Source organism: Candidatus Poriferisodalis sp. (assembly GCF_965198245.1).
Lineage (GTDB): Bacteria > Actinomycetota > Acidimicrobiia > Acidimicrobiales > Poriferisodalaceae > Poriferisodalis.
Genome location: NZ_OZ240249.1, coordinates 1016857 through 1040299, shown reverse-complemented (window position 1 = coordinate 1040299; position 23443 = coordinate 1016857). Strand labels below are relative to the sequence as shown.

20 protein-coding genes are annotated in these 23443 nt (G+C 66.8%); 11 read left to right on the top strand and 9 right to left on the bottom strand.

All coding sequences use genetic code 11. The features are described from left to right. Positions 1-28: 28 nt before the first annotated feature. Positions 29-1858: an alpha-amylase family glycosyl hydrolase gene (locus ACOCMM_RS04900; RefSeq protein ID WP_419552071.1), complete on the bottom strand. Its 1830-nt coding sequence runs from the start codon at positions 1856-1858 to the stop codon at positions 29-31. A 123-nt stretch (positions 1859-1981) separates the two neighbouring features. Between ACOCMM_RS04900 and ACOCMM_RS04895 the strand changes: the two genes are divergently transcribed. The 7 genes from ACOCMM_RS04895 (at position 1982) to ACOCMM_RS04865 (ending at position 10628) form a co-directional block, all read left to right on the top strand. Continuing rightward, on the top strand, positions 1982-3925 hold the full coding sequence (locus tag ACOCMM_RS04895; RefSeq protein WP_419552070.1) for a primary-amine oxidase: 1944 nt from the start codon (positions 1982-1984) through the stop codon (positions 3923-3925). 41 nt (positions 3926-3966) lie between these two features. After that, positions 3967-5223 carry an acyl-CoA dehydrogenase family protein gene (locus ACOCMM_RS04890; protein WP_419552069.1) on the top strand — a complete coding sequence of 419 codons (1257 nt, stop codon included), beginning with the start codon at positions 3967-3969 and terminating at the stop codon, positions 5221-5223. Positions 5224-5332: 109 nt separating this feature from the next. Next, entirely contained in the window at positions 5333-6427 is a 1095-nt protein-coding gene (locus ACOCMM_RS04885) for a BMP family ABC transporter substrate-binding protein (protein ID WP_419552068.1), read from the top strand. Positions 6428-6553: 126 nt separating this feature from the next. Next, positions 6554-8101 carry an ABC transporter ATP-binding protein gene (locus ACOCMM_RS04880; protein ID WP_419552067.1) on the top strand — a complete coding sequence of 516 codons (1548 nt, stop codon included), beginning with the start codon at positions 6554-6556 and terminating at the stop codon, positions 8099-8101. After that, a complete protein-coding gene (locus ACOCMM_RS04875; protein WP_419552066.1) occupies positions 8098-9285 on the top strand; it encodes an ABC transporter permease in 1188 nt (395 codons plus the stop codon). The genes ACOCMM_RS04880 and ACOCMM_RS04875 overlap by 4 nt, the downstream gene beginning before the upstream one ends. Next, positions 9278-10234, top strand: a complete 957-nt coding sequence (locus ACOCMM_RS04870) for an ABC transporter permease (protein WP_419552065.1) — start codon at positions 9278-9280, stop codon at positions 10232-10234. Before ACOCMM_RS04875 ends, ACOCMM_RS04870 begins: the two co-directional genes overlap by 8 nt. A gap of 67 nt (positions 10235-10301) precedes the next feature. Beyond that, positions 10302-10628, top strand: coding sequence for a DUF3467 domain-containing protein (locus ACOCMM_RS04865; RefSeq protein ID WP_419552064.1), 327 nt, complete (start codon positions 10302-10304; stop codon positions 10626-10628). Between the two features lie 6 nt (positions 10629-10634). On the opposite strand, the gene ACOCMM_RS04860 is transcribed toward ACOCMM_RS04865, so the two are convergent. The 6 genes from ACOCMM_RS04860 to ACOCMM_RS04835 form a co-directional block, all read right to left on the bottom strand. Beyond that, a complete protein-coding gene (locus ACOCMM_RS04860) occupies positions 10635-12023 on the bottom strand; it encodes a DEAD/DEAH box helicase (protein ID WP_419552063.1) in 1389 nt (462 codons plus the stop codon). A gap of 358 nt (positions 12024-12381) precedes the next feature. Continuing rightward, a complete protein-coding gene (locus tag ACOCMM_RS04855; RefSeq protein ID WP_419552062.1) occupies positions 12382-12579 on the bottom strand; it encodes a cold shock domain-containing protein in 198 nt (65 codons plus the stop codon). 65 nt (positions 12580-12644) lie between these two features. Beyond that, the gene (locus ACOCMM_RS04850; protein ID WP_419552061.1) at positions 12645-13640 is read right to left on the bottom strand and encodes an alpha/beta fold hydrolase; all 996 of its coding nucleotides are present in this window, start codon (positions 13638-13640) and stop codon (positions 12645-12647) included. A 57-nt stretch (positions 13641-13697) separates the two neighbouring features. Continuing rightward, positions 13698-14042: a hypothetical protein gene (locus ACOCMM_RS04845; RefSeq protein ID WP_419552060.1), complete on the bottom strand. Its 345-nt coding sequence runs from the start codon at positions 14040-14042 to the stop codon at positions 13698-13700. A 54-nt stretch (positions 14043-14096) separates the two neighbouring features. Beyond that, complete coding sequence (locus tag ACOCMM_RS04840) at positions 14097-14633, bottom strand: hypothetical protein (RefSeq protein ID WP_419552059.1); 537 nt, start codon at positions 14631-14633, stop codon at positions 14097-14099. A 115-nt stretch (positions 14634-14748) separates the two neighbouring features. Further along, positions 14749-15726 (bottom strand): LLM class flavin-dependent oxidoreductase, encoded by a 978-nt coding sequence (locus ACOCMM_RS04835; protein WP_419552058.1) that lies wholly within the window; start codon positions 15724-15726, stop codon positions 14749-14751. A 40-nt stretch (positions 15727-15766) separates the two neighbouring features. Between ACOCMM_RS04835 and ACOCMM_RS04830 the strand changes: the two genes are divergently transcribed. The 3 genes from ACOCMM_RS04830 to ACOCMM_RS04820 all read left to right on the top strand — a co-directional run bounded on the left by ACOCMM_RS04830 (position 15767) and on the right by ACOCMM_RS04820 (position 17741). Beyond that, positions 15767-16258, top strand: coding sequence for a globin (locus tag ACOCMM_RS04830; protein WP_419552057.1), 492 nt, complete (start codon positions 15767-15769; stop codon positions 16256-16258). Positions 16259-16279: 21 nt separating this feature from the next. Further along, positions 16280-17131 carry an SCO6745 family protein gene (locus ACOCMM_RS04825; protein WP_419552056.1) on the top strand — a complete coding sequence of 284 codons (852 nt, stop codon included), beginning with the start codon at positions 16280-16282 and terminating at the stop codon, positions 17129-17131. A 109-nt stretch (positions 17132-17240) separates the two neighbouring features. Then, positions 17241-17741 carry an SRPBCC family protein gene (locus ACOCMM_RS04820; protein ID WP_419552055.1) on the top strand — a complete coding sequence of 167 codons (501 nt, stop codon included), beginning with the start codon at positions 17241-17243 and terminating at the stop codon, positions 17739-17741. Here the strand turns inward: ACOCMM_RS04820 and ACOCMM_RS04815 are convergent. Next, positions 17738-18472, bottom strand: coding sequence for an EthD domain-containing protein (locus tag ACOCMM_RS04815; RefSeq protein WP_419552054.1), 735 nt, complete (start codon positions 18470-18472; stop codon positions 17738-17740). The genes ACOCMM_RS04820 and ACOCMM_RS04815 overlap by 4 nt on opposite strands. A 197-nt stretch (positions 18473-18669) precedes the next feature. Further along, positions 18670-19839, bottom strand: coding sequence for an aminotransferase class V-fold PLP-dependent enzyme (locus tag ACOCMM_RS04810; protein WP_419552053.1), 1170 nt, complete (start codon positions 19837-19839; stop codon positions 18670-18672). Between the two features lie 175 nt (positions 19840-20014). Between ACOCMM_RS04810 and ACOCMM_RS04805 the strand changes: the two genes are divergently transcribed. Beyond that, positions 20015-23437: a pyruvate carboxylase gene (locus tag ACOCMM_RS04805; protein ID WP_419552052.1), complete on the top strand. Its 3423-nt coding sequence runs from the start codon at positions 20015-20017 to the stop codon at positions 23435-23437. The last annotated feature ends 6 nt before the right edge of the window (positions 23438-23443 follow it).

Below are 23443 nucleotides of genomic sequence, written 5' to 3'. Positions count from 1 at the left end.
TCTACGACGCTGTCGAGTTGGACCACTCCTAGCGCTGCGGGGCTGCCGTCCGGTCTGCCAGCGCAGGCGCCCGGCGCTCGGCTTCCAAGCACAGCCAGAGCGTTTGGCCCGCAGTCAGGGATGCGCGCGAACCCGGGCCGTAGACCTGATCGTCGAGCAGATCCACGCAGCCTTCGTGGGCGAACTGCGCCCCCGCACTGCCGGGCGGGCACAGCCCGGACAGCACCTCGATGTCGATGGTGAGCTGACTGTGCGAGACGTTGGTGACCGACACCACCGTCTGGTCCCATTGCGGCCCGCCCCGGATCACGCCGAACGCCCGGGAGCCCAAGTCCAGCGACACCTGCGCGCTGTCGGGATGGAACGCCGGCTGGCCGCGCCGCACCAGCATCCGCCGCACCAGTTCCACCAGCACCCTGCGACGAACGCCGTCCTGTGCGCCGAGCAGGTCGACTGCCTCGTCGAGCGTCAGCTTGCGCCGGTTGATCGTGCGCTTGTTCTGCTCGACAGGCGGCAGTCCGTGATCGGTGACGATGCGCGGCGGCTCGCTGAGCGGTGTCCAGTAGCTGGAGGTGCCCAGCAACGCATGCACGTACACCGCAGGAATGCCGGCGAGGCTCAGCATGATCGTGTGCGCGGCAAGGAACTGCGCGACGCCAAGCGCGTCCCGATCGCCGGCGAACAGATCCCACAGCGAGACGTTCAGCTCGTACGCCTTGGGTCCAGCAGGGGTGTCGAACTCCGAGTGAGTGCCGCCCGCGCTGTGGGCCGCCGCGATGAGCCGGAAGATTTGTGCATCCGTCAACAATCCCTCTACCGGACGCAGCCCGATGCCGTCATGGCTGGCGATGAAGTTGAAGTACGACGTTCCTGCCGGAGGCGGCTCCAGCTGAGCGAGCCACTGCTGCATCGCGACGGCTGACCCCGACAGCATCGTGTGGGCGACCAACGGGGGGAGGCTGAAGTTGTAGACGAGGTGAGCTTCGTCGCCTGCGCCCCAATAGGCCACGTTCTGGTCGTGGGGCACATTGGTCTCGGTGATGATGACCGAGCCGGGACAGCGTGCGTCCAGCAGCGTCCGCAGCAGCTTGACGATCTCGTGGGTCTGCGGCAGGTTCAGGCATGAGGTGCCCAGCTCCTTCCAGAGATAGGCGATGGCGTCGAGGCGGAACCAGCGCACACCGGCGTCGACGAGGCAGGCGACGGTGCGCAACAAGTCCAGCAAGACCTCGGGCTCGGCGAAGTTCAGGTCGATCTGGTCGTGGCTGAACGTGCACCACAGCAGCCGGGGGCCGTCGTGGGTTTCGACCTCGCGCAACAACGGCGTCGTCCGTGGTCGCACCACGCTCGAGGTGTCGTCTTCGGGTTCTGCGGTGAGCAGGTTCCGGCTGCCTGGCATTTCCCCCCGGCAGAACTGATCCATCCAGCGATGATCAGCACTGACATGGTTCACGACGAGGTCAGCCATCACCGTGTAGGTGTCGCTGAGCGCTGCGATGTCCTCCCAGCTGCCGAGCCGGGGGTCGACCGCTCGGTGGTCGGTGACAGCGAAGCCGCCATCGGAGCTCGCCGGATAGAACGGCAGCACGTGCACGACGGTCACGACATCGCCCGTGAGGTCATCGAGCAACTCACCCAAGGTGTGCATCGGAACCCTGCCCGCCTCGGTGATCGAGTCGGCATAGGTGATTACCGCTATGTCTCGCTGATCCCAACGCGGCCCGGCGTCGGGCACCTCATCGGCCGGGTCCCCGCCGATGGCTGCGAGCACATCGTCGACGAACCCGTCTGCGGGCAGCGCGGGGTAGACGAACTCAAGATGGCGCCGGATACGGCTGCGAAGATCCCCATCCGTCACAACCTGAGGACCCCCATCACCAGCCCGTCTGCCTGGCCGTTGAGCCCGGAGCCGTAGCGAGCGACACTACCGATGTCATCTGACGAGGCCGCGTACCTGCCGGCGGCCACGTAGCGTGATCACATGACCGAGACGCTGCTCGAACGGCCCAGCGATGATGCGGCTATGCCGCCGCGTCATCCGCTGTCGATGATGACCGAAACGGAAGCCCATGCCGCCATCGAGGTGCTGCATCGCAGCGGGCGCATCAGCGACAGCGCACGCTTCCACGGCTTCTCCATCTGGGAGCCCCCAAAGGCCGAGGTTGCGGCCTGGACGCCCACCGCCGGCACCGACCGCCGCTTCGAGGTGGTGGTACGCGAGAACGGCGAGGTGTACACCGCCGTGGTCTCGGTGACCCGCGGCGAGGTCGACTCATGGGAGCACCATCCCGGCGTCGTGCCGCGGGTCGGCATGGCGGAGCTGTTCGCCGTGATGGACGCCTGCCGGACCGACCCGGGATTCGCAGCGGCCATCGCCAAGCGCGGCATCACCGATCCGTCGCAAGTCCAGATCGACCCGTGGCCGACCGGCGACTACGGCTTCGACTTCGAGACAGGCCGGCGGGTGCAACGCTGCATCGGCTTCTGGCGCCCGAACCCCGCCGACAACGGCTACGCCTACCCCCTCGACGGGCTGATGGTGCACATCGACGTCGACACGCTGGAGGTGCTGCACATCGAAGACTTCGACCAGTGGCCGGTGAGCTCGGAGCGGGGCAACTACGACGTTGACGCCGTCACTGAGGATTTTGGGCCGATGCGCACCGACCTGCGACCGATCGAGATCACCCAGCCCGACGGCACCAGTTTCACGCTCGACGACAACGAGCTGCGCTGGCAGAAGTGGTCGATGCGCGTCGTCATGGATGACACCGAAGGCCTGGTGCTGCACCGGATCGCCTATGACGACGGCGGCCGGGTCCGCCCGATCATCGACCGGGCGTCGCTGGCCGAGATGGTGGTGCCTTACGGCGACACCAGGCCGTCGCAGTCGTTCAAGCACGCGCTCGACTCCGGAGAATTCGGCCTCGGCCTGATGAACAACTCACTCGAGTTGGGCTGCGACTGTCTCGGCGAGATCACCTATCTCGACTCCGCCCAAGTGTTTGACGATGGTTCAGTTGTCACCACGCCGAACGCGATCTGCATCCACGAGGAGGACTTCGGCATCGGCTGGAAGCACTTCGACTGGAATGCCGACACTACTGAGGTGCGCCGATCTCGCCGGTTGGTGGTGAGCGCCATTCACACGGTGGGGAACTACGAGTACGGGTTCTTCTGGTACTTCTACCTCGACGGCACCATTCGCTACGAGGTGAAGCTGACCGGCGTTCTCACCACCCGTTCGCACCGCGACGGCGACGACATGACCTTCGCCCGGCAAGTTGCCCCGCACGTGTCTGCCCCGATCCACCAGCACATCTTCTGCGTGCGGTTGGACATGGCCGTCGACGGCGACGCGAACACGGTGGTCGAGGTGAACACCGAAGCGCTGCCGCCGGGCCCAGACAATCCGCATGGCACTGCGTTCGCCGCTCGTGAGACAGTGCTCGAGAGCGAGTTGGCCGCCCGCCGCGACACCAACTCGTCGTCCAGCCGCTACTGGCGGATCGAGAGCGCGGATCACATCAACCGGCTCGGTCGCCCGACGGCGTACCGGTTGCTGCCTCCGCCCACCGCGACGATGTTTGCTGCGCACGGCAGCCCGCACTCCGAGCGCGCCACTTTTGCCCGGCACAACCTGTGGGTGTCGCCGACACGCCCCGACGAGCGCTACGGCGCGGGCCGGTTCCCCACACAGCGCAACGCTGGCGACGGGCTGGAGCGCTATACGGCGGGTGACCGGCCGATCGTCGGCACCGACGTCACGGTGTGGCACACGTTCGGCATCACCCACGATGCCCGGCCCGAGGACTTCCCGGTGATGCCTACCGAGTACGTCAGCTTCGGGCTGGTGCCCGACGGTTTCTTCGACCGCAACCCGATGCTCGACGTGCCGCCGTCATCGAACGGCCACTGCGGCTGAGTCACTCGGCGGCGGAGCCCGCCGCGGCCTACTGTGGCCGCATGGCTGGAGGACCGGACCTTGACGAGACGGGCGTGGACCGCCCGTCAGGGATCGGACATGTCATCTCGCTCTTGCCAGCTCCTACCGATGGGCTGCGCATCGCCCCGTTCCTTGACAAGATCGAAGCGCAGGCAGAAACGGCAGACCGGACCCGGTCGGTGTCTTCGGAGGTCATCGAGGCGATTCGCGGCACCGATTTCATGCGGATGTCCGCGACTCGAAACATTGGCGGCATTGAAGAGACGATGCTGCACATGGGGCGCGAACTCGAAGCAGTGGCCGCTCGCTGCCCGAGCTTGGCGTGGTGCCTTTGGAACCACCTGTGCGTGTTCCACCTGTTCGTCGGAGCCATGGGTCCACAGCAGCAGGACTTCCTCACAGACATCGTGACCAAGGGCCATTGGGTGTCGTTCCCCGGCGGCGCGCGCAGTTCGGTGTATGGGCGCATCGAGGGCGACGTGGCCGTGCTGAACGGGACTGGCCGCTGGGGTACCGGCGCCCGCTACGCCGACTACTGCGGCGTGGCGTTCGCCGTCACCGGCCCCGACGGCAAGCCCGTTCGGCCCATGGACATCCGCTTTACGATCGTTTCCAACAAGACTGAGGGCTTGAAGATCGACCCGTCGTGGGATGGCTCGGGTCTGCGGGCATCAGCCACCGACGACGTCCACTTCACCGACGTGCCGGTGCGCCTCGACGACTGTGTTCCGTGGTACGGCGTCAACCGCGCCGAATCGCTGCGGACCATTCCGGTGGTGCACCACCGCTACCGCGAGGACTGGGTGGGCATCTCGGACCTGTGGCTTGCTTGGATGGCCGTGGGTCTGGTTCGGCGGGCACTGCTCGAAGCCGTCGAGCAAGCGGCGGGGCGCAGGGTGATCATCGGCGGCGAGATGGTCGAGCGGCCGACCGTGCAGATCAACTTCGGCCGCGCTGCCTCGCTGGTGGCGGCTGCCGCGGCTGCCACCGAGGCCGGATGCAACGACGTGGACAGCAGGATCGAAGCCGGTATCACCCCCGGCGAGAGCGACTACCTGCGGCAGATGGCCGTGACCACCATGGCAGTGGAGCAACTGGACGAGGCGATGGCCCTGTTGAACCGGGCCCAGGGCGGCACCGCGCTGCGCGAGGGCGGCACGTTCGAGCGCCGCTACCGGGACTTCCGAGCCATGCCGGTGCACATCAACGTGCACTACGACCGCATCACCCACCAAGTAGGCCGGTACGCCCTCGGCCTCGAACTCAACCCATTCTGAGCCGCTTGGTGATGTCTGCGTCCGGTGGCCGCGGGCACAGATGCGCAAGATTAGGCTCGATATCGACCGCCCCGGGGTTGCTTCGCGGGCGCGAACGGAGAGGGAGATCATGCGTTCGAGGACTCTGACACGACTCGCCATTGCTCTGACCGGCGTGGCGCTGCTAGGAGCAGCGTGCGGCGGCGGCGATGGCGATCCCGAGGACGTCACGGCGGCATTCGTGCTGGTGGGACCCGTCGGTGACGCTGGCTGGAACTGGGCACACGACCAAGGTCGCCAGTACGCGGAAGACCAAACCGGTGCGGCGACGCTGTTCGTCGAGAGCGTCCCGGAGAACGCTGAAGACTTCAAGGCGGTCGCCGTCGACTTCATCGAGAACGAGGGCGCAGACGTCATCTTCGGCACCTCGTTCGGCTACATGGACCCGATGCTCGAGCTGTCCGAGGAGTACCCCGACGTCGTGTTCGAGCACGCCTCGGGCTTCAAGATGAACGAGGCCAACTTCGGCAACTTCTTCGGCCGCATGTACCAGCCGCGGTACCTGTCGGGCATGGCGGCAGGTGCGATGACCGAAAGCGGGCAGTTGGGCTACGTGGCTGCGTTCCCCATCCCTGAGGTGATCCGAGGCATCAACGCCTTCACCCTCGGCGTGCTCGAGACCAACCCGTCAGCCGAGGTCCACGTCATCTGGACCTTTACTTGGTTCGACCCGGCGGTTGAGGGCGACTCGGCCAAGGCCTTGCTGGAAGCCGGCGCCGATGTCATCGCCATGCACCAGGACTCCACGGCTGCGGGTGTCGCTGCGCAGGACGCTGGGGCGCGATGGGTCGCCTACAACTCCGACATGCGCGACTTCGCACCCGACGCGTTCATCACCGCACCTGTGTGGAACTGGGGCCCGCGCTACACCGCGATCATCGAGGCAGTCGCTGCGGGCACCTACGAGCCGGGTTCGTACTGGGGCGGCATGGACGACGGCATTGTCGACCTGGCACCGCTGGCTGACGACGTGCCGGGCGATGTCGCCGACCAGATCAGCGATGTTGCCGAGCAGATCCGTGAAGGCGAGTGGGACGTGTTCACCGGCGAGATCCGCGACCAGGAAGGCAACGTCCGCGTCGCCGCCGGCGAGACCCTGGATGACGGCTCGATGCTGGGCATGGACTGGTTCGTCGAAGGCGTCGTGGGTGACGCCAGCCCCTGATCCGACTGATCGAATCGCAGTAGCACCGCCGTTGGATCTGGGGGACGCTGAGGTGTCTCCCACATCCGGCGGCGGTGCCGCGCGCCGCTGCGGCAGCGGGCCGTCGGTTTCTGACACCGGTACGGCGTGAACGCTCAAGATCTCTCGGAGTCCAGCGCCGGCAGCGGCGACGCCGCGCCCTTGGCCGTAGACCTGCGCGGCATCCGCAAGGAATTCCCCGGAGTGGTCGCCTGCGACGGCACCAACTTGTCGGTGCGGGCGGGCACCATCCACGCGCTGCTCGGAGAGAACGGCGCTGGCAAGACCTCACTCGTCAACGTACTCGGGGGCGTGTACCTGCCCGACGGAGGCGAGATCTGGGTGCACGGCACCCAGCAGCAGTTCCACTCGCCCGCCGATGCGATCGCCGCGGGAATCGGCATGGTCCACCAGGAGTTTCGCTTGGTGCCCACGCTGACGGTCGCGGAAAACGTCGTGCTCGGCTCGGCACCGCGCTATCTGAACAGGAGCCAGATCACCGAACGCGTTGCTCACCTGGCCGCGATCTACTCGCTCGACGCAGACCCCACCCGGCCCGTGTGGCAGCTCTCGGTCGGCGAACGGCAGCGCGTGGAAATCCTGAAGGCACTCTGGCGCGACGCAGACGTGCTGGTGCTGGACGAACCGACGGCGGTGCTCACACCTGCCGAGGCTGCCGACCTGGGTCTCACGTTGCGTGCCATGGCTGACCGCGGCCGCTCGGTGATCTACATCAGTCACAAGCTCGACGAGGTGCTGACGGTGTGTGACGAGGCCACCGTGCTGCGCAGCGGCGTCACCGTTGCGCAGCCGGGCAGCCTCGCCGGAGTCGAGCGATCGGACTTGGCCCAGATGATGGTCGGAGAAGCCGCAGCCGAAGTTCGGCGTCCCGCGGGCCAGCCGAGCGGTGACGTCGTGCTCGCGCTGGACGGCATCTCGGCATTGAGCGACCGGGGGTTTCCCGCATTGCACTCCGTCGACCTCGACGTGCACGCCGGCGAGATCGTGGGCGTCGCCGGCGTCTCGGGAAACGGCCAGAAGGAGCTGGCCGAGGCCATCGCCGGATTGCGTCCCGTCACCTCTGGAGGTGTCGGCCTGCTGGGCGCCGACATCACCGGTGCTTCGCCGAGAGCGCGTTCTCGCGGCGGGCTGGCCTACGTGCCCGAGGATCGCCTCGGCGTCGGTCTCGCCCCCCATATGTCCGTCGTCGACAACGCCGTCGTGCGTTCGTACCGGGCCATGCGCCGCGGGGTCATGCTGGACCTGCGGCGTTGCGAGGACTTCTGCAAAGGCCTCGTCGAGAGGTTCGGCGTGCAGGTCGGACGTTTGCACTCAGATGTGAGCGCTCTGTCAGGGGGCAACCTCCAACGCCTGCTGCTCGGCCGCGAGCTGACCGGAGAGCCCAAAGTGCTCGTGGCAGCCCAGCCCACCCGTGGTCTAGACGTGGCGGGCATCGCCGCCATCCAGGAACAGATCGTCGCGCAGCGCACCGCCGGCGTTGGAGTGCTGCTGATCTCTGAAGACCTTGACGAACTGCTCGCGCTGTCAGACCGGTTGATCGTGATGTACGAGGGGCGCATCGCGGCCCGTCTGGATCCGACGACATCCTCGAGAGCCGAGGTAGGAGCCGCGATGGCTGGAGGCGGAGGCACATGAGCGACCCGACGCACGCCCCGCTGCACACCGTCTCGCGCGGGCGAGCTCGCTGGCATCGCGGCCTGGTACGGCCCGTGCTGCAGCGACGTTCGGACGTGGTGCCCGCGGCCCAGGCCTTCGCCTTCGTGATCGGAATTGCAGCGGCTCTGATCGCGGGAGCGCTCCTGCTGCTCGCCGCGGGCAACAACCCGGCCGAGGTGTACGGCCGGATGATCGATTCGTCGCTTGGCGGCATCAATTCGATCTCGCGGACGTTGCTGCGAGCGACACCGCTTGCGCTGGCCGGTCTTGCGATTGCCGTTGCGGGATCGATGGGACTGTGGAACATCGGCGCCGAAGGTCAGATAATGGCGGGCGCGACGGTCGCAGCAGGTTTCGCCATGTCGGCGGGCGACTTGCCGGGTCCCCTCCTCATCATCTCGATGCTGATCGCCGGCGCGATAGGCGGCGTCATCCTCATGCTGGGGCCGGCGCTCGCGCGTGCATACCTGGGTGTCAGCGAGATCATCACGACGCTGATGCTCGTCGAGGTCTCGATCCGGATCGTGGAATGGCTCGAGACCGGTCCGTGGAAGGACCCCGAGTCGCAAGGCTTTGCGTTGATCGAGCCCCTGCCCGAGCATGCGTCGCTGCCGGGACTGTTCGGCCGCGCACACATTGGCGCAGTGCTCGCCGTCGCGCTGCTGGTGGCCTTCTGGCTGGCCGTCTCGCGCACAGCGTGGGGATACGAGCTGCGCATGGCGGGATCGTCGCCGGCCACGGCTCGCTATGCCGGCATCTCGCTGCAACGCAAGGTGCTGACTGCCCTGCTGCTGTCGGGCGGACTGGCTGGCCTCGCCGGCGCCATCGAGCTGACCGGAACTGCGACGCGACTCGATCCCGGCTTGTCGAACGGCTACGGCTTCGCCGGGATCATCGTGGCGGCGCTCGCGCTGATGCGGCCATCGGGCGTGGCGGCGGTGGCGTTCGTGTTCGGCGCGGTGCAGGTGGGCGGCCAGTCCATCCAGACGCTTGGCGTGACAAGCTCGATCGCCACGATCCTGCAGGCCATGATCCTCATCGGTGCCTTGGTGGCCGCGGTGCTGCTCAACTACCGCGTCCGATGGGTGCGACCCGTCGGGTACCCCACAGATGCAGCCCCACAACCAGACGGCGCCGCCACTACGGGAGCTGCGGGTGTCTGAGGCAGCCATCATCGGACTGCTCGTGGCGACCGTGCAGTTCGCCACGCTCGTGTACTTGGCCGGGCTGGGCGAGCTCATCGCCGAACGATCCGGAGTGCTGAACCTCGGTGTCGAGGGAATGATGGCGATGGGGGCCGTGAGCGGATTCATGATGGCGCTCGCCACCGGCCGTCCCTGGATCGGCTTCGCATTCGCTGCGCTCGTCGGCATGGCGGTCGCAGGAGTACACGCTGTGGTGAGCGTGGTGATGGGCGCCGGCCAGGTGGTGTCAGGCTTGGCGATCACCATCGGCGGATTGGGATTCGCCGCCTTCATCGGACAGGACGCAGTACGCGAACGTGCCGATGCCGTGTTCACCGATCTGGGCATCGCCGGACTTGCCGACATCCGCTGGGTCGGTCCGATCCTTTTCGACCAGCCGCCGGTTGTCTACCTCGCGGGTCTTCTGGGCATCGTGGTCTGGTTCGTGCTGAATCGAACCCGGCTCGGCCTCGCACTGCGTGCGGTCGGGGAATCTGCCTCGACGACGGACTCGGTGGGCCACTCGGTGACACTGCTGCGTTCCGGAGCTGTCCTGATCGGCGGTGCCTTCGCCGGCGCTGCCGGCGCCTTCTTGTCGCTGTACATGGCCGCCGGCTGGACCGAGGGCCTCATCGCCGGCCGCGGCTGGATCGCAGTGGCACTGGTCATCTTCGGGGCGTGGCGGCCCGGACGGCTTGCCGCTGGCTCGCTGTTATTCGGGTTCACGCTTGCGCTGCAGCCCCGTGTCCAGACGTTCGACCTGAGCCTCTTCGGCCTCGAGGTCAACACGATCTCGCCGGCGCTGCTCGGCATCCTGCCGTTCCTGCTGACTGTCGTGGTCCTCATTGCCATCAGCTTCCGGGCCCGCCATCGACCGAGCCCAGCACCCGCCGCCCTGACGCTCCCCTATCGACGCGAGGAACGCTGACAGCGCCGCTGAACGCCGCAGATGCCGCCGCCGGCCGCGTGGCAGGGGCGGGCTAGCGTCTTCGCCGATGGCCGAGAGCAACCCGCACGAATCGCTACCCGACGGCACGAAGCTGCAGATTCGCCTCCCACCAGAGCTTGAAGGCGGCGTGTGGTCCAACTTCGCCGTGGTACGCCACTCGCCGTATGAGTTCACCCTCGACTTCATCCGGCTGGACTTCAGCGGCAAGCAGTCACCGCGGCGAGGCGTTGTCGTGCAGCGCGTCAACATGTCGCCGCAATTCGTGGAGCAGCTCATCAGTGCCCTCAGCGACAACATGTCGAAGTTCGCCTCGAACCTGGCGCCGTCCAGCCTCGAATCGCTGGATGAGCCGCAGGACGACGCAGACGATTGATCTTGCTCAGCGCTGCGACGAGCGCTGGTGACCCTTGGACCTGGACCGGTTGTTGTTGCTTCGGCGATGCCGGGATTGATTCTTGGCCGCCGGACGCTCAAGCGTGCGACGCCGTGTCTGCGAGCGTGAGCGCTGCCGGTTGGTGTCGGCGATCGCCTTGCGGGGTTCAGGGCGTGGCTGAGGAAAATCCGCGTTGGCCTTGTGGTTCTTCGAGCTCTTCGGGCTGGAATCGGTGGCAGATCCGCGGGCGTTGGCGCCGATCCTGCGTTGACCGGTTGACCGGATTGCAGCCACGTCGACTTCGGTGATGGGCTGCTGAAGACCCATCTTGCGCTGCATGGTCTTGAGCTCTTTGACTTGCTCGGGCTGGATGAGCGAGACCACCACACCGCCTTGGCCGGCCCGGGCCGTGCGGCCCGATCGGTGAAGGTAGGTCTTGTGGTCGGCCGCGACATCGTAGTGAACGACAGCGCCGACACCTTCGACATGGATGCCACGCGCAGCAACGTCAGTCGCGACCAGCGCCTGGACCTTGCCGGCGGCAAACTCGGCCAGCGCCCTGGTGCGCTGGCCCTGGCTGCGTCCGCCGTGCAGCGCCGCCGTGCGGATGCCTCGACGATCCAGCTGCCGGGCCACGCGATCGCAGCCATGCCGGGTTCGACAGAACACAACCGTCGATCCGGCGGCGTCGATCGCTTCTGCGCAGATGTCAGTGCGGTCAGTCCTGGCCACGCTCCAGAACACGTGGTCGGCAGCGCTGACGTCGGGAGTCTCGTCACCGACTTCGTGACGCACGGGATCGCGCTGGTAGTCGCGTGTCAGTGTCGCGACGTCGCCGTCGAGCGTGGCCGAGAACAGCATGGTCTGGCGCTTTGTGGCGGTCTGGTTGAGCAGGCGCCGCACGGCCGGGATGAATCCCATGTCGGCCATGCGATCGGCTTCGTCGATGACGACCTTGTCGACAGCGGACAGGTCAGCCTCGCCCTGGGAGATCAAGTCTTCAAGGCGACCCGGGCACGCCACGAGAATGTCGACCCCGCGACGCAGCGACCCGATCTGAGGGCCGTAGCCCACGCCGCCATAGGCGACGCCCACGCGGCGCTTGCCTGCGAAGGTGCGTAGCTCGGTCATGATCTGATCGGCGAGTTCGCGGGTCGGCGCGAGCACGAGTGCTCGGGGCTTGTGCGGCTGAGCGTTGCCGACGCTGGCCACGAGCGGAATCCCGAACGCCAGCGTCTTGCCGGACCCGGTGGGCGCGCGGCCGCAGACATCGCGTCCGGCCAAGGCATCTGCGACAGTGGCCGCCTGGATGGCGAACGGCTGGCTGATGCCACGTTGAGCGAGCGCGCTGACGATGAAGTCGGGGGCGCCCAGTTGGGCAAAGGTGGGGGGCATACATCTCCTGGCCCGCGACGCGCGGGCTCCTGAGGGGTTCGGTGGCGCCTCCACAGGGGGTGAAGAGGTCGGCGATAACAGGGGTCTGGTCCACGTTGACAGGAAGAACCAAAGCCGGCCTGCGAACCCGTCGGCCGAACATGCCGGCCAGACGACGGGAGGGTACCGGCGCACGCTGCTCAATACTCACGAAGCAGAACGCGGCCGGGTGACCCGAGATGTGTTGACACAGGTGGCGTGTGACGCCGCCCGCGCCCGAAGCGATTGCCGACGGAGCTCTGAAGGACGAGATGTCTCGCGCCCGAAGCTCCGACCGTCGCCAGCCTGTTGGGCTAGCGACGGTCAATGGCGAGTGCCCTCAAACGGGCTTGACGTTCTGAGCCTCGTCGCCTTTGCGGCCGGGTCCGATATCGAACTCGACCTCCTGCCCTGCCTCCAGCGTTCGGTAGTTCTCACCGACAATGTTGGAGAAGTGGACGAAGACGTCGTCCGCCCCGTCACGGGAGATAAAGCCGAAGCCCTTCTCGCTGTTGAAGAACTTGACTGTTCCGCGCATGTCTTGCCTCTCGAAGCCCGGCCTAGCCGGTCAAAGACCGCAAGGCTACGGCAGAAACTTCGCGTTCAGGCCCGGGTTTGTGAGGAATGTACGAATTCGGCCAGGAAACGGAGGGTTGCCTCGACGAAGATGTCGTTGCGATCACCGGCCACCATGTGCGCCGCGCCGCCCACATTTGCGTAGCGCGCATGCGGCACAGTGTCGAGGAACGACTGGGCTCCCTCCTCGGACAGCACGTCGCTCAGCCCGCCGCGGACGAGCAACGTCGGAAGCGTCAGGTTCTCAGCAGCCGCCTGTTGACGCGGGATTCGCTCGGCGAAACTGCGTGGCCGGTGCATGAACGCGGGGTCCCAGTGCCACCGGTAGCGACCGTCGGGCCAGAGGCGAACGTTCTTGGCGAGACCGTCCAGGTTGCGCGGACGCTTGCGGTGAGGCTGGTAGTTCGCGATGGCCTCGGCGACCTCTTCGAGTGATGCGAACCCGTCCGCGCCTTGAGCCATGAAGTCTCGAATCTTGCGCACGCCAGCCGCTTCGATCTGCGGCGCTGTATCGACGAGGACGAGAGCGAGTGCATCCACAGCGCCTTCCCCGACGGCGGTCAGCGAGGTGCCCCCGCCCATCGAGGCGCCTACCAGCACTGGTCGCTCGCCGAAGTGCTCCGCGATCGCCACCAGATCGGCCACAAACGCCTCGGTCGTGTAGTCGCCGTCAGGCGCCCAGTCCGAATCGCCGTGGCCCCGGGCGTCGAGGCTCACTGCGCGGTAGCCGCCGTCGGCGAGGGCCTGCCCCGCTCCCTTCCAAGCGTGACGGGTCTGGCCGCCGCCGTGCTGAAGCAAGACGAGCGGACCGCTGTCGCCATATACGTCGGCGGCAACCTTCACGCCGCCCGCCGCTTCGATCAGCAGGTCAGGGTCGAGAGCGCCAGCGATGCGCTCCCCGTGCTCGGAGGGATGCGAGTAGACATCCGCACCAGCCGGTTCGGAAGGTACGAAGTCGGGAGCATCGGCGTCGGCTGGGTCGACCAGGGGCCGGCGTTGCTGGCCAGGCGATTGCTGCGTCATGTGCTGCCTTTCGTACGCGCTGGCGCCGACTGCTCCAGCCGCCGATGCCCAGGTTGCTCAGGCGTTCCGTGCGCGGCCGTCGGCCTTGGCGGCGGCCTGATCGCGTCGACGGGCTTCGCCCGCGGCAGCCAGGGCGGCCCGGTTCGAGTCGTCGACACGCATGAAGTGGTCGCGCCAGCCGTCGTTGTCGTCGGCATCCCACACGTAGGGCGTCTGCACGGTCGTGCGCGGCAGCCAGGCGCGCTCGAGCAGGTCGAGTGCGGTGCCCACAATGTCGCGTTGCATCGCCACGTCACCCGGCTTGCCTGTGGGATTGCCGAGCGGGAAGTCGGTGAACACGAAGCGCGCGACGCCACATTCTTCGACGATGTCACGGGCGCTGCCAGCAACCACTGTCGGCATGCCGGCCTCTTCGAGATGTCGTGCGACCAGACCCACGGTCTGGTGGCAGACGGGTCAGAGGGGGACCAGCAGCGCCACGTCGACGTCGTCTTGGCGCATCCACTCTTCGATGCGGGGAGAGTCGTTGCGCTGCGTGCGGCGCTGGCTGTAGTCGGTGGGGATGCCGTAGAAGCGTTCTGACACCGCACCGATGCGGCCTTCGGCGGCGAATTCGCGCAGCCGGTTGATCGGCAAGTAGGTGTCGAGATCTTCGGTGTGGGTGTTGTCTTTGTCCCAGAACAGGTCACTGTTGTAGAGGCCCTCGAGGGCATCGTCGCAGCGCGCGGCGTAGGGCTGCTTCGGCCGGGCCGTGGGCACGCCGGCAGGCTCGCTGCCTGTCCGGAAGAACGATGTCGTGACCAAGCCGACTGTGCCCTGCGACAGCGGCTTGGACAGTGGCGTGAATGCCACCTCGTGGTTGTATGCCCATTGGTACGGCTGCGGATAGCCGTTCGCCGCGTAGTACCCGCGCGATTTGTCGATGTAGCTCAGATACGACCGGTGTGCTCGCCGTCCGTTCGTCCGCCGCTGCGAACGTTGCGTCAACACCATCGTCTCTCCCCTGCCTGCCGCTGGGTTCTTCCCAGCCTCACCACCGTGCGCCAACCCTGCGAGCCGGCGCACCAAGACTGTACGCGCCTCGCCCTGCGGAATGCCCGGTGCCGCCTCAGGCCGTCTCGCGCTGAACGGTCGGAATGACCTCTTCGAGATAGGCGTCAAGCGCGTCGTGGAGGATCGGCGCCCTCAACGCCACGTTGAGTCCCTGTGCGCCGGCCGACCGGTATTCCAAGATCCGCTCGACCGCCATCTCGGGCGTGCCGACGAGCGCGCCTTCGTCGAACCGATCCGCTAGATCGCCCCACGGAGCGCGCCCGCGCTCGCGCTCGGGCTCCACTTCCGCGGGGTCGGTCACAAGATGAAACATCACGTTGATCGTTCGCTCGATTTCGGCCGGGTCGCGCCCGGCTGCGGTGGCATGGGAGTCCAGGAGCGCCGAGAGACGGGCGAACCGCTCCGGCGTGATGTACGCCGCATTCCAGCCATCGGCGAGCCGTGCGGCCATCGGGATCGTGCGCCGCTCGCCGATCCCGCCGAGCCAGATCGGCAGCCGCTCCTGCACGGGAGCGGGCAGGCACGAGGCGTCTTCAGCGCGAACCCAGCGGCCGTCGTAGCTCGTGCGCTCCTGGGTGAGCAGCGAGCGGATGAGCTCGAACGACTCCTCCAGCATGTCGAAGCGCTCACCCAGCGACGGGAAGTCGTAGCCGAACGCGGCGGCTTCGGTTTCATGCCAGCCGGAACCGAGACCCAGCGTGAAACGTCCTCCGCTGAAGTGATCCAGCGTGGTGGCGGCCTTGGCCAGCAAACCCGCGTTGCGATAACCGACGTAGAAAACAAGGCAGCTGATGCGGGCGTTGCGAGTGTCGGCCACAAGCGTTCCCAAGGTGGAAAGCGCCTCAAAGTGAGGCACCGTTCCGCCCTGCGGCGGTGCCTCGTATAGGTGGTCCCAGATGGAGATCCAGTCGACCCCTCCGGCATCGAGTCGCTTCCACAGGTCACGCATCTCGGAGGCGGTCATGTTCTGTTGCCCGATGTGCGCGCCGAGCTGCATCGGCCCATCGCCGAGGGGGTGTTGTGTCGTAGTCACCCGCGCAAGCTAACCCGCTGGCGCTCTTAGCCTGATTGCCGTGACCGAAGCTGACGCCATCCCACCGAGCGAGACCGACGGGTCCACATGGGGAGCGGGCGGACTGACGCTGGGCGGCAAGCTGGCCGATGCGGTCGAACAGCCGCCCACCGTCTATGCCGCGGTTGGCGGGCAACGGTTCTTTGACGAATTGGTGGACCGGTTCTACGACGCCGTCGAGTCGGACCCGCTGTTGCGGCCGCTGTATCCAAATGACCTCACGCCGTCCCGGCACCGACTGGCGGGATTCCTGGCTCAGTACTGGGGCGGTCCCGCGGACTACAGCGCCGAACGCGGTCACCCGCGGCTGCGAATGCGACACATGCCGTTCGCAATCGGCCAAGCCGAACGGGATGCCTGGATGGCCCACATGCTGGCGTCGCTCGAAGTCGCTGCGCTGCCCGACGGGTCGAAGCTGCCCGCAGACATCGCGAACGCCATGTTCGCCCACTTCGACAACGCCGCCACCCACCTCATCAATCAGCCGAGCTAGACGCGACAGGAATCGTCACCCATGCAACGAGCACGGCAGATGTGGGCGTGCGTGGAGCGATATCACCAGCTCTGCTACTGGGCTCCCGAAGTGCGTGAGACGGGCTCGGCGGTTGGGTTGCGGGGGTTCTGGATGAGCTACTTCGCTACGCGGGCCGCTCCGCTGGGGCCGGTGCCCGCGAGCGTCGTGGAGGCGCTGTTCTTCTACTACGCGCCGGCGCGAGTTCGGCGCGCAATCCCTGATGCCTGGATGTACTCGTCACCTGCAGCAGTGCTGGCGGCGCGCTACGAGGGCATGGACGCTGCACTGAGACGTGAGCTGGGTGAACTGGTCGACGGCGAGAAGGTGCGTCGCTGTGTCGATGTTGTGCGCGCAGCCTGCGATGCAACCGATCCGGTCGGGCGCGTGCTGTTCGCCGGCTGGGCGTCGCTCGAATGGCCCGAAGATCCTCACCTGGCGCTGTGGCACGGATGCACGCTGCTGCGCGAGTACCGCAGCGGGTGCCACCTGATCGCGCTGGCGGCGGCTGGTCTGGGCGGCTGTGAGTCGGTGGTTTCCCAGGTCGCCGTCGACGAGGCGCCGCAGGCATGGATCGAAGAGGAAGCCGGTTGGACCGAATCGGAAGCTGCCGAGGCCTACGAGAGCCTGCAAGCCCGCGGCTGGGTGGGCGCGGACGGCTGGGCGACACAGGCCGGACGCGCCGGCCGCGCTGAGGTCGAGGCCATGACCGACCGGCTCGACGGCGCTCATTGGGCGGCGATCGGCGACGCAGCTGCCGACGCCCTGCTCGCTGACATGGCGCCCATCAACGCGCTGTTGCCTAAAGACGACCAGATCGACTGGCGAGAGCTGTACCCCGCCAACGACGCTTGAGCCAGCGACGGCGGAGTCATGGCCGGCAGTAACGACCTGCTGAACCGCGACCACCCGGGCCGTATCGACACAGAGCAGGCGAGTGACGGCATCTGCAAGGCTGCGACTCATGAGCAAACAACTGCCCGGACACGTTGACAACCCCGTGATGGAGCACAGGGATTCCATCGACATCGATGCTCCCCCGTCGAAGGTGTGGGGAATGGTGACTGCGCTGGATCGCTACGGCGAGTGGAGCAGCGAGAACACCGGCGGCTACTGGCGCAAGGGTCCCGACGGCGAGCCCGGGACCGGCCAGGTCGGCGACATGTTCGTCGGCATCAACAGGCGCGACGGCGAGGAATGGAAGGCACCCGTCGAGATCATTCGCCGGGTCGACAACGAAGACTTCGCATTCGTCACGGGCGGCCTCGAATACAACATCGTCCTGTGGCGCTACCAGCTGGCCCCCAAAGGCGGCGGCACGACGCTGACCGAGACCTGGACGCTCCGCAAGCACTCACCCCGCATGGTCGAGCACGGTCAAGGCGAGGTCGATCAGCGAGCCCACAATGCGCGCACCAGCATCCGAGCGACGCTCGAAGCGATGAAGGCAGCCGCAGAGGCCTAGCCGGGAATGCCGATCATCTGTGCAGTCGCGTGCATGTTCACGAGACGACCCAAGTCAACGAATTCGCTGAAGCCGTCTTCGGTGATCGTCGACTTGTACGACTCCCAGCCACCCGGGTCGCTGAAGTACAGCTCCGCCATGCCCATGTAGGCCTCGTCGGCGGGGGCTTGGCTGTGATTCACCACATAGCGCAGCCCGCCAATCTCGTTCATGACACCCCGCACGTTGGGCGCATGCACCTCCAGCCAGTGCCGGAACGCTGCGTCGTAGTCGACCCCCTCGCGGCCAGGGACCAGGAACGTCACTTTGAAGAAGCCTGACCGAGTCGCCGGGAACGGCTCGTTCAGCGTGTTCGGCACGACGGGCAGCTCTCCGTCAATCACCACGTACTCAGTGGTCGCCCACCCCACGTATGGCTCGGCCTTCTGCTGGAACGTGTCGGCGGGCACGGTGCCGTGCGGCTCGGGTGGGTTCGGGATCGTGCGATCGAACCACAGCTGCGCCATGCCATCCCACGGCACGTCTCGGCCGGGCCGTTGATCGAACAGGGTCGCGATGTATTTCGTGGCGTGGATCTTGCCCTCGGCGGCCTGACGCTCCTGTCCGGCGATCACTGCGGGCATGTGGTTCTTGAACCAATTCGTGACCAGTTCGTCGCGGGTGGCCTCCGGTCGGCGCTTGATGAGGAAGATCATCTTGGCGCCGGGTGTTGCTGCGATTTCGTCTGACATGGATGTCTCCTTGACGGCCACGACGTGCCTGCGTGGGCTGCCTGTTCCCGCCAAAAATCCGCTTGGCGGGAATGCTGCCCAAATCTAGGTTGGCGCTCGGTGCGACGGTCCGCATCCTTCAACACTTCACACTCGGCGTGCGGGCCGTCGCACTCGTGAGCGCTCAGCAGCAACTTATAGGGAGACCGCAGAAGCTGTCAACGGAGTTCGGCTGCGAGGGCTTCGGCCAGACGGTCGTAGTCGGACGGCCGGTTGTAGAGGTGGGCCGAGATTCGCAGGACCCGGTCCGGCGGCGCAGGCCAGGTGAACACCGGCACCTCGATGCCATGCCGCTCCCGCAGCGCAGCCATGAGCGGGTCGAAGATCGCCGAGCCCGAATTGTCGGCAGGCGGCAGCGGCACGCTCGCAATAGCGCCGATCATGTCCGCCGGCGCCGGCGGAGCGATGCCGAGCGCCTCGATGAGCACGTCGCGGCCCCCGAGACACATTTCGCGGATCGCAGCTTTCACACCGGGCCAGCCGCCGGGATGCATCGCCTCGACTGCGGCCAGGGCATGGGGGACGGTCAACCACGCGCTCGGGTCGTGCGTTCCCGTCCAGTCGAATTGGGCGTGCAGGTGGCCTCCTTCGGACGGCCAGCCGCCGTTGTACCCATGGCTGATGACCGCTGGGTACAGGCCGTCGCGCCGATCGGGCCGTACCCACAAGAACGCGGCGCCCTTGGCCGAGCACATCCACTTGTGGCAGTTGGCGGTGACATAGGACGCGCCCGACTGGGCCACATCGAAGTCGATCATGCCGGGGGCATGTGCAGCATCGACAAGAACCTGCACGTCGGGCTCGAGTTCTGCTGCGAGTTCGACGACCGGCAGCACGAGGCCTGTCGCAGAGGTCACTGCGTCGATCAACAGGATGCGGGTGCGGTCGGTCACGGCAGCAAGCACCGCATCGACCACGTCGCGCTGGTGCTCCAGCGGGAACGGCACCTGCGCCGTCGTGACGACCGCACTCGCTCGGGATGCCGACACGACGGCCGCGTTGGCACAGGCGTTGTACTCGTGGTCGGTCACCAGGATTTCATCACCAGGCAACAAGGCCGGCTCCAAGGAACGCAGCACCGAGTTCACGCCCGCCGTCGCATTCGTAACGAACACCGTGCCGCCCTCGTCCGCGCCGACAAACTGCGCCACGGCGCGCCGTGCCTCGTCGAGCGCCTCCTGGTACTCGCCTTCGAGGAAGAACCGCGTCGGGTTGGCTTCAATGCGCTCCCGAATGCTGTTCTGGGCGTCAAGAACGGCCGCCGGCGTTGCGCCGAACGAACCGTGATTGAGGTGCAGCACTTCGGGGTCCAATAGCCACGCTGTCACGCAGCGCACGCTAGGTCAGCGAATACAGAGGCGGCGCGGAGAACTGCTGCCACGCTTTCTGTGTGCAAACTTGCCGCCTGAAGCGGCATTTCTGCGCAGAGTCGAGGCAAGCGGGGCTGACGGGCACCGCCACCTCTTCGCCGACGCTCATAGTCTCTGAGCACCGGAGGTCGTCATGAAGAAGCTCCTGGTGGCTAACCGAGGCGAGATCGCCATCCGTGCCTTCCGGGCGGCAACTCAACTCGGCATCCGCACGGTCGCGATCCTCCCCGTCGAGGAAGAACGCAGCGGCGCGTTGCATCGCATCAAGGCAGACGAGGCGTACGTCATCGGCGAAGAGGGCCGGCCAGTCCGGGCCTACCTCGACCACTCCGCCATCGTGGCCAAAGCCGTCGAAGTCGGTGCCGATGCGATCTATCCCGGGTACGGATTCCTGTCCGAGAGCCCAGATCTCGCAGACGCGTGCGCAGCGGCAGGTGTCACGTTCGTCGGGCCGAGCGCAGAGGTGCTGCGCCTGACCGGCAACAAGATGCGAGCGCGACAAGCCGCCGACGAGGCCGGCCTGCCGGTGCTGCGCCAGGCCGCACCCATCGAAGACGACGCCACAAACGCCGACATCGTCGCCGCTGCAGCGGATATCGGCTTTCCGCTGTTCGTCAAAGCGGCCTCGGGCGGAGGCGGTCGCGGCATGCGGCGTGTGGAGCGCCCCGGGGATCTGGCCGAAGCGGTCGAGGCGGCCCGCCGCGAGGCGCACAGCGCCTTTGGCGACGGCACGGTCTTCTGCGAGGAAGCCATGACCGACGTGCGCCACATCGAGGCGCAAGTCCTGGCCGACACCGAAGGCAATGTCGTGCACCTCTTCGAGCGGGACTGCTCGGTGCAACGACGCTTCCAGAAGGTCGTCGAGATGGCCCCGGCGCGGGATCTCGACGAGGCAGTACGGCAGCAATTGCTTGCCGATGCCGTGCATTTCGCCGAGTCCATCGGCTACGCCAACGCGGGCACCGTGGAGTTTCTCGTCGAAGCTGGCGACCGCCACGTCTTCATCGAGATGAATCCCCGCATCCAGGTCGAGCACACCGTGACTGAGGAAGCGACCGACGTCGATCTGGTGGAATCGCAGCTGCGCATTGCGTCGGGCGCCACGCTGGCGGACCTCGGACTCGCCCAGGAACGCATCAGCCTGCGTGGCTTCGCAATGCAGTGCCGGGTCACCGCCGAAGATCCGGCGCATGACTTCCGGCCCGACACCGGCCGGATCGTCGCGTACCGGCCCGCCAGCGGCGCCGGGGTGCGTCTCGACGGTTGCGTCTATCAAGGCGTGGAGATCACACCGCACTTCGACTCGATGATCGAGAAGATCACCTGCCGGGGTCCCGATTTCGACACCGTGGTCCGCCGGATGCAGCGCACCCTGGCTGAGTACCGGGTCCGGGGTGTGTCGACCAACCAGCCGTACCTGCAGGCGGTCCTCGCGGACCCCGAATTCCGAGCCGGGCCAGTCACGACGACGTTTATCGATGATCGACCCGAGCTGACCGCAGCATCCGTCGGGGCCGACCGTGCCACCCGCTTGCTGCGGTACCTGGCCGATATGACCATCCACCAGCCGAACGGCCCGGCGCCGACCGACATCGATCCAGCTTCCAAGCTGCGGCCAGTGCAGGGCGCGCCGCCCGTTGGATCGCGGCAGCGTCTCGCCGAGCTCGGACCGGCTCGCTTTGCCGCTGAGCTGCGTGCTGCGACTGCGGTTGCCGTCACCGACACCACGCTGCGCGATGCCCACCAGTCGATCCTTGCCACGCGACTGCGCACCATCGACCTCGTGGCCGGTGCCCGCCAGATGGCTCACTTCATGCCGCAACTACTCAGCATGGAGTGCTGGGGCGGTGCCACCTTCGACGTGGCACTGCGGTTCCTGCACGAGGACCCCTGGGAGCGCCTGCGACGCATCCGGGCGGCGGCGCCCAACATCTGCACTCAGATGCTGTTGCGGGGACGCAACACAGTGGGCTACTCGCCGTATCCCGACACGGTTGCGCACCAATTCGTGGCTGAGGCTGCCGAGTGCGGGATGGACATCTTCCGCGTCTTCGACGCGTTCAATTCGATCGACCAGATGCGACCCGCCATCGAAGCGGTGATCGAGGCTGGCGCAATTGCCGAGGGCACGATCTGCTACTCCGGCAACCTGTCCAGCCCCCACGAGGACCTCTACACGCTCGACTACTACCTGGGTGTCGCCTCGGGGCTCGATGACGCAGGGGTGCACATCCTGTGCATCAAGGACATGGCCGGGCTGCTGCGGCCGTCTGCCGCGTCGACGCTGGTCAGCGCGCTGCGTGAGCGCTTCGCCCAGCCCGTGCACCTGCATACGCACGACACCGGCGGCGGGCAGCTCGCGACCTACCTGGCGGCGGTGGAGGCAGGTGTGGACGCCATTGACGCGGCCGCGCCACCGCTGTCGGGGATGACATCGCAGCCGTCGATCGCCTCCGTCGTGGCGATGACCGACGACACCGAGCGGGAGACCGGCCTCGATCTCGACGCGATCGGCGACATGGAGCCCTACTGGGAGGCAGTGCGCCGTGTATATGCGCCGTTCGAAGCCGGGCTTCCGTCGCCCACCGGCACCATCTATCGCCACGAGATTCCAGGCGGACAGCTGTCAAACCTGCGGGCACAGGCTCGGGCGCTCGGCATCGGGCATCGTTTCGAGGAGGTGGAACGGCTCTACGCGGCGTGCAATGAACTGCTCGGTCGCCCCATCAAGGTCACGCCGTCATCCAAGGTTGTCGGCGACCTCGCCCTGCACCTCGTGGCCTCGGGCGTCACTCCCGACGAGCTGGCGGCTGATCCCGCTGGCGCCGACTTGCCCGACAGCGTCATCGGATTCCTTCACGGCGAACTCGGAACCCCGCCCGGCGGGTTCGCTGAGCCGTTCCGCTCTCAGGCAACCGAGGACCGCGATTGGACACCCAAGACCAAAGACCTCACCGACGACGACAAGGCGGGTTTGGCCACTGATCGGCGCGCCACGCTCAACCGGCTGCTCTTCCCGACACCATCGTCCGCGCAAGCAGAGAACACCGAGCGCTATGGCGACCTGTCAGTGCTGCCATCACTGCTGTTCTGGTACGGGCTGGATCCTCACGCTTGGGACACTGCAGTGGTGCTCGGCCCCGGCGTGCGTCTGCTGCTCGGTCTGCGATCGATCAGCGAGCCCAACGACGAGGGCATCCGCATGGTCAACTTCCGGGTCAACGGTCAGCCCCGCGACATCGACACGCTGGATCGCACCGTTGCAGCGGACCGTCCCACCCATGCCCGCGCCGACCCAAGCGTGCCCGGGCACGTGGCAGCACCCTTCCGGGGCTCGGTCAACGTCGCGGTGGCCGAGGGCGATCAGGTCGCCGTTGGCGACACGATCGCGGTGATCGAGGCCATGAAGATGGAGTCGTCGATCTCGGCTCCGGTTGCTGGAACTGTCGTATCGATCGCAGCAGCACCGGGCGCCCTGCTCGAGCCCGGCGATCTCATCGCCGAGATACGTCCGGCAGGGCGCTCGGGCAGCCCCGAGAGCGAACACGACGGATAGCCCGCG